Annotated in this window: 13 protein-coding genes; 6 read left to right on the top strand and 7 right to left on the bottom strand. The window is 68.3% G+C overall.

All coding sequences use genetic code 11. The features are described from left to right. Positions 1-84 precede the first annotated feature (84 nt). From SPDO_RS13775 to SPDO_RS13795, 5 genes are read left to right on the top strand one after another with little or no spacing between them, the layout of a single operon-like run. Positions 85-576, top strand: a complete 492-nt coding sequence (locus tag SPDO_RS13775) for a 2Fe-2S iron-sulfur cluster-binding protein (RefSeq protein ID WP_088368093.1) — start codon at positions 85-87, stop codon at positions 574-576. Further along, entirely contained in the window at positions 573-1,547 is a 975-nt protein-coding gene (locus SPDO_RS13780; RefSeq protein WP_088368094.1) for an FAD binding domain-containing protein, read from the top strand. Before SPDO_RS13775 ends, SPDO_RS13780 begins: the two co-directional genes overlap by 4 nt. Next, complete coding sequence (locus tag SPDO_RS13785; RefSeq protein WP_088368095.1) at positions 1,544-3,748, top strand: xanthine dehydrogenase family protein molybdopterin-binding subunit; 2,205 nt, start codon at positions 1,544-1,546, stop codon at positions 3,746-3,748. The genes SPDO_RS13780 and SPDO_RS13785 overlap by 4 nt, the downstream gene beginning before the upstream one ends. A 4-nt stretch (positions 3,749-3,752) precedes the next feature. After that, on the top strand, positions 3,753-4,676 hold the full coding sequence (locus SPDO_RS13790; RefSeq protein WP_088368096.1) for an XdhC family protein: 924 nt from the start codon (positions 3,753-3,755) through the stop codon (positions 4,674-4,676). Continuing rightward, on the top strand, positions 4,663-5,250 hold the full coding sequence (locus SPDO_RS13795) for a nucleotidyltransferase family protein (RefSeq protein WP_088368097.1): 588 nt from the start codon (positions 4,663-4,665) through the stop codon (positions 5,248-5,250). The genes SPDO_RS13790 and SPDO_RS13795 overlap by 14 nt, the downstream gene beginning before the upstream one ends. A 202-nt stretch (positions 5,251-5,452) precedes the next feature. On the opposite strand, the gene grxD is transcribed toward SPDO_RS13795, so the two are convergent. The 7 genes from grxD to SPDO_RS13830 form a co-directional block, all read right to left on the bottom strand. Next, positions 5,453-5,779, bottom strand: coding sequence for a Grx4 family monothiol glutaredoxin (grxD, locus tag SPDO_RS13800; protein ID WP_088368098.1), 327 nt, complete (start codon positions 5,777-5,779; stop codon positions 5,453-5,455). A 36-nt stretch (positions 5,780-5,815) separates the two neighbouring features. Then, a complete protein-coding gene (locus tag SPDO_RS13805; protein WP_088368099.1) occupies positions 5,816-6,049 on the bottom strand; it encodes a BolA/IbaG family iron-sulfur metabolism protein in 234 nt (77 codons plus the stop codon). Position 6,050: 1 nt separating this feature from the next. After that, positions 6,051-6,374, bottom strand: coding sequence for a DUF1476 domain-containing protein (locus tag SPDO_RS13810; RefSeq protein ID WP_088368100.1), 324 nt, complete (start codon positions 6,372-6,374; stop codon positions 6,051-6,053). 70 nt (positions 6,375-6,444) lie between these two features. Then, the gene (locus SPDO_RS13815; RefSeq protein WP_088368101.1) at positions 6,445-8,631 is read right to left on the bottom strand and encodes a sodium-translocating pyrophosphatase; all 2,187 of its coding nucleotides are present in this window, start codon (positions 8,629-8,631) and stop codon (positions 6,445-6,447) included. Positions 8,632-8,913: 282 nt separating this feature from the next. Further along, positions 8,914-9,804 (bottom strand): thiamine-phosphate kinase, encoded by an 891-nt coding sequence (thiL, locus tag SPDO_RS13820; RefSeq protein ID WP_088368183.1) that lies wholly within the window; start codon positions 9,802-9,804, stop codon positions 8,914-8,916. 45 nt (positions 9,805-9,849) lie between these two features. Beyond that, positions 9,850-10,464, bottom strand: a complete 615-nt coding sequence (locus tag SPDO_RS13825) for a glutathione S-transferase family protein (protein WP_088368102.1) — start codon at positions 10,462-10,464, stop codon at positions 9,850-9,852. Between the two features lie 79 nt (positions 10,465-10,543). Next, a complete protein-coding gene (locus SPDO_RS13830) occupies positions 10,544-11,179 on the bottom strand; it encodes an MBL fold metallo-hydrolase (protein WP_088368184.1) in 636 nt (211 codons plus the stop codon). A gap of 171 nt (positions 11,180-11,350) precedes the next feature. Here SPDO_RS13830 and pabB point away from each other — a divergent pair, with 171 nt between their 5' ends. Beyond that, positions 11,351-13,135: an aminodeoxychorismate synthase component I gene (gene pabB / locus SPDO_RS13835; protein WP_245829509.1), complete on the top strand. Its 1,785-nt coding sequence runs from the start codon at positions 11,351-11,353 to the stop codon at positions 13,133-13,135. Positions 13,136-13,149 lie beyond the last annotated feature (14 nt).

Raw genomic sequence — 13,149 nt, forward strand, 5'->3', positions numbered from 1 at the left:
GGAAGAGCAGCCGCTCGCCAGCGCAGCCAGACAAATTAAGCGATAGGGCTTGGAACGTTTCGGTTCGCAACGCATACTGCGACCATGCGCTTCACCATCAACGGCAGCAAGCGCGAGGCCGATCCCGATATCCGCGCCTCGCTCCTCGACGTCCTCCGTGAGGAGTTCGCCCTGACGGGCACCAAAAAAGGCTGCGATCATGGCCAGTGCGGTGCCTGTACGGTGCTGGTCAACGGGCGGCGGATCAATGCGTGTCTCACTCTGGCGGTCATGCACCAGGATGATGACATCCTGACGATCGAAGGGCTCGGATCGTCCGACACTCTGCACCCGATGCAACAGGCGTTCGTGCGGCACGACGGGTATCAGTGCGGCTATTGCACCCCGGGGCAGATCTGCTCCGCGGTCGGCATGCTTGACGAAGTGGCAAAGGGCTGGCCCAGCCACGTGACGGATGACCTGTCGGCGCCGGTGCTGAACGATGCCGAGATCAGCGAGCGGATGAGCGGCAATCTGTGCCGCTGCTCGGCCTATCCCACGATCGTCGACGCGATTCGCGAGGTGCATGAGGCATGAAGACATTCGATTACAGCCGCGCCGACAGCCCCGAAGCCGCGGTTGCGGCGGGCGGCCGCTTCATCGCCGGCGGCACCAACCTCCTCGACCTCATGAAGCTGGAGGTGGAGACGCCCGAACGGCTGGTCGACATCAGCCGGCTCGATCTGAACACGGTGGAGGAAAAGGACGGCGGTCTGCTGATCGGCGCGCTCGTCCCGAACAGCGATCTTGCCGCCGACCCGCGTGTCATCGCGAATTATCCGGTGCTGAGCCGCGCGCTGCTCGCCGGCGCCTCGGGGCAGCTCCGCAACAAGGCGACCACCGGCGGCAATCTGCTCCAACGCACCCGCTGCTATTTCTTCTACGACACCCATGCACGCTGCAACAAGCGCGTGCCCGGCAGCGGCTGCGACGCGCTGGGCGGTTTCAATCGCATCCACGCGATCCTCGGTGGCAGCGACCAGTGCATCGCCACCCACCCCGGCGACATGCCGGTCGCGATGCGCGCGCTCGACGCGGCGGTGGTGACGCTGAAGCCGGATGGCGACCGCCGCCGCATCCCGCTTGCCGACTTCTACCGCCTCCCCGGCGACACGCCGCACATCGAAACGGTGCTTGAGCCCGGCGAGCTCGTCACCCATGTCGCGCTGCCCGCGCCGCCCACCGGCGCGCGTCAGATCTATCGCAAGGTGCGCGACCGCGCGTCCTATGCCTTTGCGCTCGTCTCCGTCGCCGGCGTCGTCGCGATGACACAGGGCACGATCACCCACGCCGCGCTCGCCTTCGGCGGCCTCGCGCCGCAGCCGTGGCGCGACGCGGCGGTCGAGGCCGCGCTGATCGGCCAGGCGCCGACGCAGGCCGCCTTCGATGCGGCCGCCGACGCGCTGCTGTCCGGCGCGCGCGGCCACGGCCACAACGATTTCAAGATACCGCTCGCCCGGCGCGTGCTCGTCACCGTGCTGCGCGATCTGACCGGAGAGCCCGCATGAGCGACGTCGCGATGGACGCGCCCTACCGCCCCGCCGCGCTCGATCGCGCCGAACAGGGCCTGCTGGGCAAGCCGATCGACCGCTACGAGGGCCCGCTGAAGGTCAGCGGCGCCGCACCTTATGCCTTCGAACAGGCGCCGGAGGGCACCGCCTATCTGGCGATCGTCACCGCCGCGATCGGCCGCGGCCGCGTCACCGGGATCGACGCCGCCGCCGCGGAAGCGATGCCCGGCGTCCTCAAGGTAATTCACGGCGATCCGCGCATGCCTGCGGGCGAGGGCAATTCGCGCGCCATGCCCACCATGGGCGGCGACGAGATATTCCACTACGGCCAGGGCATCGCGCTGGTCGTGGCCGAGACACAGGAGGTCGCCCGCGAAGCCGCCCGCCGCGTCACCGTCCACTATGACGAACAGCCGGGTCGCTTCGACGCCGCCGAAGTCGAGGTCCAGCAGGATCACAAGCTCGGCTTCCTGCCCCCGGTGAACAGGGGCGATCTCGACGCCGCGCTCGCCCAGGCCGAGGTCGTGCTCGACCGCACCTTCACCACCCCGATCCACTTCCCCGCCGCGCTCGAACCGCACGCCACGCTCGCCTGGTGGGAGGGCGAGCAGCTGACGGTGCGCTCCAGCAACCAGGTGATCGGCGGCGCCAAGGGCACGATCGCCACCGCACTCGGCATCGACAAGGATCGCGTCCGCGTCCTCGCCCCCTATGTGGGCGGCGGCTTCGGCGGCAAGACCGGCGTCGGGCAGGAAGCGGTGTTCGCCGCCATCGCCGCGGAACGCGTCGGCCGGCCGGTCAAGGTCGCGCTCACCCGTCGCCAGACCGCGTACATGGTCCACCACCGCTCCCCCACGACGCAGCGGCTGCGCATCGGCTGCGACCGGGATGGTCGGATCGGCGCGATGGGCCACGAAAGCGTCGCTTATCAGAACGACGACAGCGCCTTCCTCGAGCCGGTCCCCTTCGGCACGCTCCCGCTCTACGCCGGCGAGGCGCGCCGCTTCCGCACCGATCTCGCCCGCATCGACCTGCCTGCCACCGGCGCCGTGCGTGCGCCGGGTGAAGCGATCGGCACCTTTGCGGTCGAATGCGCGATGGACGAACTCGCCGAACAGCTCGGCCTCGATCCCATCGAGCTGCGCCGCCGCAACGAGCCCACGCGCGACCCGACCAGCGGCAAGCGCTTCACCACGCGCCGCCTGCTCGACTGCTACGACGAGGGCGCACGCCGCTTCGGCTGGGACAAGCGCGAGTCCACGCCCGGCAGCCGCCGCGAAGGTGAGTGGCTGATCGGCATGGGCATGGCCGCCGCCTTGCGCGGCAATTTCACGGTGAATGCCGAAGCGGAGGTGATCCTCGGCGCCGACGGCCGCGCCACGGTGAAGACCGACATGACCGATATCGGCACCGGCACCTATACCATTCTGGCGCAGACCGTGGGCGAGATGCTCGGCCTCCCCATCTCCGCCATCGACGTGGTGATCGGCGATACCGACCTGCCGCCCAGTGCCGGCTCGGGCGGCTCGTTCGGCGCTGGCAGCGCCTGCGCCGCCGCAGCGCTCGCCTGTGAGGATATCCTGACCGAGCTCGCGCTGCGCATGAACGCCGCCGCCGACGACCTGCGGCTGAAGGACGGCGCGGTCACCGCCGGCGGCCGCACCAGCCCGCTTGCCGATCTCGTCCGCGATCGTCCGATCACCGCCCGCGGCAAGACCTCGCCCGGCAAGGAATCGCAGGCCACCAGCCAGGCGAGCCACGGCGCGCAATTCGCCGAAGTCGCCGTCAGCGCGATCACCGGCGAGGTGCGCGTGCGTCGCATGCTCGGCGTGTTCGACATCGGCCGCGTGCTGAACGAGAAGACCGCCCGCAACCAGATCGTCGGCGGCATGGTCTGGGGCCTCGCTTATGCGCTCACCGAAGATGCCGTGGTCGACCCCCGCAATGGCCGCTTCGTGAATCCGGACTTCGGCGAATATCACGTTGCGGTGAGCGCCGACGTGCCGCGGATCGAGGCGCATTTCATCGAAGAGATCGACGATTCCGCCAATCCGGCCGGCGCCAAGGGCGTCGGCGAGCTTGGCATCGCCGGCTCGGGCGCGGCGGTGGTCAACGCGATCCACAATGCCACAGGTGTGCGCATCTACGACATGCCCGTTACACTCGACAAACTGCTCTCCTCGCTTCCCCCGGTGTAATCCCATGGCCGACAATGATTCCGTCCTTTCCGCGGCCCGGTCGTGGAAGGGTGCCCGCATGGCGCTCGCCACCGTCGTCTCCACCTGGGGTTCGGCCCCGCGCCCGCGCGGCAGCCACATGCTGGTGCACGAGGACGGCCGCTTCGAAGGCTCGGTCTCGGGCGGCTGCGTCGAAGGCGACATCCTCGACACCGCGGCGCAGGTGATCGCCGGCGCTCCCTTTGCCGTGAAGAAATACGGCGTCGCCGACGCGAGCGCCTGGGAGGTCGGCCTGCCCTGCGGCGGCGAGATCAGCGTCATGGTCCAGCCGGTCGGCGCCGACGGCTTCGACCCCGAGCTGTTCGACCGCATCGCCGAAGCGCGCGGTGATGGACAGGCGATCACCGTCACCACGGATCTCGAAACCGGCCACTCAGATCTGCGTCCGGTGGAAACGGGCGAGATCTTCGCCAACCGCTACGATCCGCCGCGCCGGCTGATCGTCGTCGGCGCGGTGCAGATCGCGCAGTCGCTGGTCGGCCTCGCCCGCACGCTCGGCATCGAAACGGTGGTGGTCGACCCGCGCGGCCGCTTCCTCACCGAGGAGCGGTTCCCCGACACCACGCTCGACGATCGCTGGCCGGACGAAGCGGTCGCCACCTACAAGCCCGGTCCCGCGACCGCGGTGGTGACGCTCAGCCACGATACCAAGATCGACGATCCCGCACTGATCGCCGCGCTGGCGGCGAACACCGCCTATGTCGGCGCGCTCGGCAGCCGCAAGAGCCACGCCGCCCGTCTCGAACGACTCGCTGCGGCCGGCATCGCGCCGGCCGACCTCGACCGGATCGACGGCCCCGTCGGCCTGCCGATCGGCGCGATCGGCCCGGCCGAGATCGCCCTCTCCGTCGCCGCGGCGATGGTGAAGGCATTCCATGATCGCGGCTGAGGACACGATCCTCGTCCTTCTCGCCGCCGGCAAGTCGGCGCGCTTCGCCGGTGCGGAAAGCAAACTCGATGCGTCGGTGAATGGCGCGCCGCTGGGCCTCCATGCCGCACACACCTTGTCGGGCCTGACGTTCAAGGCACGGGTCGCGATCGTGCGGCGGTGCCGGATCGATTATGCCGCGCACGGTTTCGAGATGGTCAGAAACGAGGATCCGGTCGGCGACATGGCCTCGTCGATCCGTCTCGGCATCCGCTCGGCGCAGCGGCACGGGGCGGCAGCGGTGCTGATCGCGCTGGCCGATATGCCGCGTCTTTCGGCACATCACGTCCAGCGGCTGCTGGCAGCCGCTGACGGCGCGCATAGCGTCGTCGCCTCGGCAAGCGCCGGCAGTGCGCCAAAGCCCCCGGCGCTGTTCGGCAGCGCTCGTTTCGATGAACTATTGTCGCTCAGCGGCGATCACGGTGCCCGCGACCTTATCCGTGCAGGCCGGCTTGTCGAAGCGCCGGCAGCAACACTGGTCGACATCGACACGCACGCGGACCTAGCCGCGCTTGCCGCTGCCCCCGTCCCCTGACCTCACCTCGCTAATAAGTGTCGGGCGGCTTTACAGATCGGCGCGCTCTCGCAGCCTCGTTAACCCTTTAGGCCCAGCAAATGCGCGACTTAGCCAAACTGGCACAAGGTCTGCTACTGAAGGGTTATCGCGCAGATTAGCGCTTCAGTCGGGCGGGTGCGTCGCTTTCTTCGATCTCGCGACGCCCCGCCCGCACCCGACTTCACGCCGCCGCGGCGTTTTCCTTGATCAGCGTCGCGAGTTCGCCGCTCTCGTACATTTCCATCATGATGTCCGACCCGCCGACGAATTCGCCGCCGACGTACAGCTGCGGAATGGTCGGCCAGTCGGAATAGGCCTTGATGCCCTGACGGATGCCCTGGTCCTGAAGCACGTCGACGCTTTCGAACTCGGTTTCGAGATGTTGCAGGATCGCCACCGCGCGACTGGAAAAGCCGCACTGCGGGAACAGCGGCGTGCCCTTCATGAACAGGACCACGGGATTGTTCTTCACCACCGCGTCGATGCGGGCGTTGGTATCGTCGGTCATTTTTGGTCCTTCACGCGTCTGAAAACAGGCTGACGGTTATTTCGGCACGCCTGTCGTCAACTGCAAGGCGTGCAGCACGCCGCCCATGCGCCCGCCCAGCGCGGCATAGACCGCTTGGTGCTGCTTTACGCGCGGCATGCCGGCGAATGATGCCGCCGTCACCTTGGCCGCATAATGGTCGCCGTCACCGGCAAGGTCGGTGATCTCGACCTCCGCATCGGGAATGCCGGCGCGGATCAGGTCCGCAATCTCGTCCGCCGCCATCGGCATGTTATTGCGCTTCCATCAACTGGCGACGCGCCTCGATCGTCTGCGCATCCAGCGCCTTGCGGACTTCCGCTTCGTTCATCTCGACGCCCGCCGCGGTCAGATCGCCGACCAGCTTGCGCACCACATCGGCGTCGCCCGCTTCTTCCAGATCGGCGTGGACCACCGTCTTGGCGTAGGCGTCTGCCTCCTCGGGCGTCAGCTTCATCAGCTCGGCGGCCCATTGGCCGAGCAGGCGGTTGCGCCGAGCGACAACGCGGAACGCCATTTCTTCGTCCCGCGCGAATTTGGTTTCAAACGCACGCTCGCGATCGTCAAAGGTCGTCATGGCTGCTGCACTGCTCCTGTTCGGCTTGGGAATAGGCAGCGCAGCCGCCCGACGCAATATAAGCGCGGCTTTACCCTGCCCCGCCCCCCGCCAGCGCGGCAAGCAGCAGCAGCGCGACGATGTTGGTTATCTTGATCATCGGGTTCACCGCCGGGCCGGCCGTGTCCTTGTACGGGTCGCCCACCGTGTCGCCCGTTACCGCCGCCTTGTGCGCCTCCGATCCCTTGCCGCCGTAATTGCCGTCCTCGATATATTTCTTGGCATTGTCCCACGCGCCGCCGCCGCTCGTCATCGACAACGCGACGAACAGGCCGGAGACGATGACGCCCAGCAGCATCGCGCCCAGCGCGGCGAAGCCAGATGCCTGCCCGTCCACCGCCGTGACGATGAAATAGAGCGCGATCGGCGAGAGCACCGGCAACAGCGAGGGCACGATCATCTCCTTGATCGCCGCGCGGGTGACCAGGTCGACGGTTCGCCCGTAATTGGGCCGGCTCGTCCCTTCCATGATGCCGGGATTGTTGCGGAACTGGTCGCGCACTTCCTCCACCACGGCGCCCGCCGCGCGGCCCACCGCGGTCATGCCGAACGCGCCGAACAGGTACGGCAGCAGCGCGCCGAGCAGCAATCCGACGATGACGTACGGATTGCTCAGGCTGAAATCGACCTGGATGTCGGGAAAATAGGTCTGGAGGTCGGTGGTGTACGCGCCGAACAGCACCAGCGCGGCAAGCCCCGCGGACCCGATGGCATAGCCCTTGGTCACCGCCTTGGTCGTGTTCCCGACCGCGTCCAGCGCATCGGTCTTGTGCCGCACCTCGTCTTCCAGCCCCGCCATCTCGGCAATGCCCCCGGCGTTGTCGGTGACCGGCCCGTATGCGTCCAGCGCCACCACCATGCCGGCGAGCGCCAGCATCGATGTCGCGGCAAAGGCAATGCCGATGATCCCGGCCAGCTTGTACGCCGCCACGACCGCCACGACGATCACCAGCGTCGGCAGCGCCGTCGCCTCCAGGCTGATCGCGAGGCCCTGGATCACGTTGGTGCCGTGCCCGGTCTGGCTGGCGGCAGCGATCGATCGCACCGGGCGATAATTGGTGCCGGTATAATATTCGGTGATCCACACGATCAGCCCGGTGACCGCGAGGCCGATCAGCATGCACCAGAACAGGTCCATGCCGGTAAAGGCGTCCGCCCCCGGCGCACCGGTGACCGCCGTTGCGGCCAGGTCACCGACGCCGCTCGTCACGGAGTCGGTCGGTGCATCGAGGAACCCCGCCGCGCCGATCGGCACGTTGAGGTCGCCCAACGTCATCTGCGTCGCAACATAGATCGCCGGAATGGCCAGGATCGCGGAGGTCCAGAACCCCTTGTACAGCGCGCCCATGATCGACCCGCTCGATCCCAGCCGCACCATATAGGTGCCGATGATCGAGGTAATGATGCACACGCCCCCGACGATCAGCGGCAGGCTCATCAGGTTCATCAGTTCGGCCGGCGACGCGGTGATCAGCAGCGCGATCGAGATCATCGTCACGCCCAGCGTCACCACGTACGTCTCGAACAGGTCGGCCGCCATGCCGGCGCAATCGCCGACGTTGTCGCCCACATTGTCCGCGATGACCGCCGGATTGCGCGGGTCGTCCTCCGGAATGCCCGCCTCGACCTTGCCGACCAGATCCGCGCCCACGTCCGCCGCCTTGGTAAAGATGCCGCCGCCGAGCCGCGCGAAGATGGAGATCAGCGACGCGCCAAACGCCAGCGCGGTCAGCGCCTCGATGATCGCGCGCGCATTGGGTGCATAGCCAGCCGGCCCGGTCAGGTACCAGAAGAACCCCGCGATCGCGAGCAGCCCCAGCCCCGCCACCAGCATGCCCGTGACGGCGCCCGATCGGAACGCCATGGTCAGCCCGCCCTGCAAGCTGCCGCGCGCGGCCTCCGCCGTGCGCACGTTGGCGCGCACCGAGATGTTCATGCCGACATACCCCGCGACCCCCGACAGGATCGCACCGATCAGGAAACCGGCGGTGGACAGCGTGCCCAGCGTCACGAACAGGATCACCGCGACGATCACGCCGACGATGGCGATGGTGGTATATTGCCGGCCGAGATACGCCTTGGCGCCCTCCTGGATGGCGGCGGCGATGTCCTGCATCCGCTCGTTGCCGGGCGACGCTCGAAGAACTTGCTGGCTTGTGACGATGCCATAGACCACGGCCAGCAGGCCGCAGAGGATGGCGATAGTGACCGTGGTCATCGCGCTTTCCTTCCCTGAAACATCCACCGGTCAGCCCCGCCCTTCATGGATGGTGGCCGCCGTTCTCCTAAGGAGGGCGAGCGTAACCGGATGAAGGGAAAGCGCAAGCTGGGTTGATGGTGCAAGGCGGGGCCCTCTCCATCACGTCATCCCGGACTTGATCCGGGATCCAACGATCCGCAGGCGCCGTTGCTCGCCTTCCGGTCTCAACGCTCGCTGCACCATGGATCCCGGATCAGGTCCGGGATGACGAAGCCTGTCGAGGCCACAACCGGGACACCCTCAGGCCCGGTGCTCGAACCCCAGCCGCTCGGGAACCGCGACCGGCGCGCCATGCCGCGTCAGCGATAGCCCGCGCCCCTCGGCGAACGACCCCACACACGTCGCCATCCCCGTCGGCCGCTCCTCCGGCGGCAGTGCGCACAGCAACTGGTAATCGTCGCCGGCGGTCGCCGCGCGCAGCGGATCGTCACCGGCGTAGGCGCGATAGGCCGCCGACAAGGGCACCCGGTCCAGCGCGATCGTCACCGCCAGCCCGCTCGCCGCGGCCATGCGCCACGCATCGATCAGCAGCCCGTCGGACACATCCATCATCGCATGCGCGACCGGCGCCAGCGCCCGCCCTTCGGCGAGGCGCGGCCGCGGTCGGCGATAGGCGGCGAGCAGCGCAGCGGGCCCCTCCCCCGCCTGCGCCAACGCGAGCCCCGCGCCCGCATCGCCGATGCACCCGGTCACCCACAGATGATCGCCCGCCTGTGCGCCCGACCGTGCCGGTGCGGTGGCATCGCGCCCGAACGCCGTGACGGTCACCACCCGCGACGCGCCCGCCGGCAGCGACACCGTGTCGCCGCCCAGCAGCGGGCAGTCGAGCACCGCCAGACACGCCTCCAGCCCCGCCACGAACGCCCGGTCCCACCCGTCGTCCGACAGCGGATAGTTGAGCAGGATACCCTCCGGCACCGCGCCCTTCGCCGCCAGGTCGGACAGGTTCACCGCCACCGCCTTCCACGCCACATCGCCCGCGGGATCGTCGGGCAGGAAATGCACGCCCTCCACCAACGTGTCGGTCGTCACCACGAAGCCGCCCAGCCGCGCGGCATCGTCGCCCAACCCCAAAGCACCGGGGTGCAGCGGCAGGCGGCGCAAGGCAGCGATGAATTCGGCCTCGGTCACGATGTCTTCACACCGCATGGCGACGGCGCGGACGGCAACCGACGCCTACGCACGGTAGCTCGGCCGTTCGGCCACCCGGCCATGCCACGCCTGCGCATGCTCGCGTCCCTCGAGCGGCGTCATCCCGATTAGCGTCCCGAAGTCGACGATCGTCACCGCCGCAATGTCCGCCATGGTGAATGCGTCACCCGCGATAAAGCCGCGTCCTTCGGCAATCTCGCGATCAAGCCACCGCATGGCATGATCCAGCAACGCGCGGTTGGAGGCGCCGTAATCCTTGAACTGCATCAGCAGCGCGGCGGTGGCGGGATGGGCATGGCGCCAGAACATCTTCACCGGCTCGCCGATCTGAAGCTCGACCCGCCGCACCCACATGTCGATCAGCGCCTGTTCGCGCGCGTCTCGTCCGAACAGCACCGGCTCGCCCGCGATCGCATCGAGATACCGGCAGATCGACACCGTCTCGGAAATAATCGTCCCGTCATCGAGCTCGAGCACCGGCACCTGCCCTAGCGGATTGCGCACCAGATGCTCTGCCGCCTTGTGCTCGCGCTGCCGCAGGTCGAGCATCACCTCGTCCAGCGCGATCCCCTTTTCGGCCGCCGCCATGCGCACGCGGCGCGGATTGGGCGCCGGCATCGGCGCGCTGTAGAGTTTCATCGGTCAGCTCCCCTGTTCGGACCGGCGTCTGTCGCGCCATACCTTGTCTTGTCTGGTCTTGTCTGCGGATAATGCCGCGTCAGTCCGCCAGCGCGTCGTCGCTCACGAACATGTTCCACTGCCGTTCGTGCGCAAAGGTCGACGGCTTGCCATGCCCCGGAATGAACGACGTCTCGTTGCCGAGCGGCCATAGCTTGGTGACGATCGAGTTGATCAGCGTCTGGTGATTGCCCTGCGGCAGGTCGGTGCGCCCGACCGAGCCCTGGAACAGCACGTCACCGACCTGCGCGAATTTCGACGGCGCATGGTGGAAGATCACGTGCCCCGCGGTGTGGCCGGGCGTGTGATAGACGTCCAGCGTCAGCTCGCCGACCGTCACCGTGTCGCCGTCCTCCAGCCACCGGTCAGGCTCGAACGGCACGCCGCGAATGCCCCAGTTGCGCCCGTCGTCGCCCAGCCGCGCCAGCCAGAAGCGATCCTCTTCCTGCGGGCCTTCGATCTTAACGCCCAGCTCGTCCGCCAGCGGCTTCGCCTCGCCCGCATGATCGATATGGCCGTGGGTCAGCAGGATCTTCTCCACGGTGATGCCGGCCTGCGCGATCGCCGCCTTGATCCGCGGCAGATCGCCGCCCGGATCGATCACCGCGCCCTTTTTGGTCTTGGTGCACCAGATCAGCGTGCAATTCTGCTCGATCGGCGTCACCGGCACGATCATCGCGCGCAGGGCGGGTTCGGTCGCGGTGTCGGTCACAATGCGTTTCCTTGATGTCAGCGGTCGGGCGCAACGCCGCGGCGCGATCACCGTGGCTCATCCCGGTACGCTAGCGTGCGTGCTGCCTGCTCGGCAAGGCGCCGCACGGGCTTGCCCCGGCGCGGATCGGCAGGCATGGCCGTTCGCATGCCGCTTGCCGGGCCTTTCGTGCTGCTTGACGATGCCCGCGCCGATGGTGCGCCCGCCCGGTTGTACCAGCATCCAAGCGCCATCATTTCGGCAAGCTGCCTGGCAGAGGTGCCGCCCGCGCTGGCCCGCCTTCGCGCCGCCGTGGCGGATGGCTGTCATGCCGCCGGCTTCCTCGCCTATGAGGCGGGTGCCGCCTTCGAGCCGCAGGCCCGCGCGCATAACACTTCCCCGACGCCGCTGCTCTGGTTCGGCCTGTTCGACAGGTGCCACCACGTGCCCGCCGTTCCTGCGCTGCTTCCCGATCCCGCCGGCGCCTGGGTCGGCGCGCCGGAGCCTGGCGTATCACGCGAGCATTACGACGCGACGCTGCACCAGGTGCTCGATCTGATCGCGGCCGGAGACATCTATCAGGCCAATCTGACCTTTCGTGCAACGGCGCGGTTCCTTGGCGATCCGCTGGCGCTCTACGCCGCGGTTCGGCAGCGCGCCGGCGCCGGCTGGGGTGCGATCGTCGCCACGGGTGCGGACACGTTTCTGTCCTTTTCACCCGAATTGTTCTTCAGCCTCCAGGGCGACGCGCTGCGCTGCCGCCCGATGAAGGGCACCGCCCGCCGCGATGCCGATCCGGCGCGCGATGCCGCCAGCGCCGGCGCGCTCGCCACCGATGAGAAACAGCGCGCCGAAAACCTCATGATCGTGGATCTGATGCGCAACGACCTGTCGCGCGTCGCCACGCCCGGCAGCGTCAAGGTGCCCGAGCTGTTCGCGGTGGAGGCGTACCCCACCGTGCATCAGATGACCTCCACCGTCACGGCGACGCTGCGCCCCGACGCGGAGGCGCTCGACGTGCTCGCCGCGCTGTTCCCCTGCGGCTCGATCACCGGCGCGCCAAAGGTCCGCGCCATGCAGGTGATCGGCACGGTGGAGCAGGCGCCGCGCGGCATCTACACCGGCGCGATCGGCCATCTCGCGCCCGGCGGCGACGCGCAGTTCAACGTGGCGATCCGCACGCTGCACATTGCGGCGGGTAGCGACACGGCAACGCTGGGCCTTGGCGGCGGCATCGTCGCGGACAGCCGTGCAGACAGCGAATGGGACGAAGCGCTCGCCAAGGGTGCGTTTCTCACCCACGGCCAGCGCGATCCCGACCTGATCGAAACGATGCGCTTCGATCCCGAGGCGGGCATCCTGCTGATCGAGCGGCATCTCGCGCGCATGAAGGCCAGCGCCGCCGCCTTTGGCTATTCCTTCGATCGGCACGGCGCGCGCAACGAATTGCAGGCGGCGACCTTTCGCCTGCGCAAGCCAGCGCGCATTCGCCTGCTCGCCAGCCGCAACGGCCGGCTCGCGATCGAGAGCGCGCCTGCGCCCGTCGCGGCTACCCAGCCGTTCCGCGTGGCGCTCGCGCCGCTGCCGGTGGCTTCGTCCGACTTCCGCCTCCAGCACAAGACCAGCGATCGCGCCTTTTACGATGACGCGCGAAAGTTAGGCGGCGCGGATGAGGTCGTGTTCGTCGATGCCGACGGCTGCCTCACCGAAGGCAGCTTCACCAACGTCTTCGTGGAACGGGACGGCCGTCTGCTCACCCCGCCGCTCGCCCGCGGGCTGCTCCCCGGCGTGCTGCGCGCGGAGCTGATCGACAGCGGGCGCGCGATCGAACGCGATCTGTCGCCGGCCGATCTCACCGGCGGTTTTCTGCTCGGAAATGCCCTGCGCGGCCTGTTTCCCGCCGTTGTTGCGGTTGCGAAAGACGAAGCCGCGCCGCTATAGGCCGCGGCGCCGAA

This window comes from Sphingomonas dokdonensis, assembly GCF_002197685.1.
In the GTDB taxonomy this organism is placed as follows: domain Bacteria; phylum Pseudomonadota; class Alphaproteobacteria; order Sphingomonadales; family Sphingomonadaceae; genus Sphingomonas; species Sphingomonas dokdonensis.

Coding starts and splice junctions, on each gene's coding strand:
- SPDO_RS13785 (WP_088368095.1), top strand. CDS start 1,544: ATGAGCGACGTCGCGATGGACGCGCCCTACCGCCCCGCCGCGCTCGAT.
- SPDO_RS13810 (WP_088368100.1), bottom strand. CDS start 6,374: ATGACGACCTTTGACGATCGCGAGCGTGCGTTTGAAACCAAATTCGCG.
- SPDO_RS13825 (WP_088368102.1), bottom strand. CDS start 10,464: ATGAAACTCTACAGCGCGCCGATGCCGGCGCCCAATCCGCGCCGCGTG.
- SPDO_RS13830 (WP_088368184.1), bottom strand. CDS start 11,179: ATGATCGTGCCGGTGACGCCGATCGAGCAGAATTGCACGCTGATCTGG.
- SPDO_RS13780 (WP_088368094.1), top strand. CDS start 573: ATGAAGACATTCGATTACAGCCGCGCCGACAGCCCCGAAGCCGCGGTT.
- SPDO_RS13795 (WP_088368097.1), top strand. CDS start 4,663: ATGATCGCGGCTGAGGACACGATCCTCGTCCTTCTCGCCGCCGGCAAG.
- SPDO_RS13805 (WP_088368099.1), bottom strand. CDS start 6,049: ATGCCGATGGCGGCGGACGAGATTGCGGACCTGATCCGCGCCGGCATT.
- pabB (WP_245829509.1), top strand. CDS start 11,351: ATGGCCGTTCGCATGCCGCTTGCCGGGCCTTTCGTGCTGCTTGACGAT.
- SPDO_RS13790 (WP_088368096.1), top strand. CDS start 3,753: ATGGCCGACAATGATTCCGTCCTTTCCGCGGCCCGGTCGTGGAAGGGT.
- SPDO_RS13775 (WP_088368093.1), top strand. CDS start 85: ATGCGCTTCACCATCAACGGCAGCAAGCGCGAGGCCGATCCCGATATC.
- SPDO_RS13815 (WP_088368101.1), bottom strand. CDS start 8,631: ATGACCACGGTCACTATCGCCATCCTCTGCGGCCTGCTGGCCGTGGTC.
- grxD (WP_088368098.1), bottom strand. CDS start 5,779: ATGACCGACGATACCAACGCCCGCATCGACGCGGTGGTGAAGAACAAT.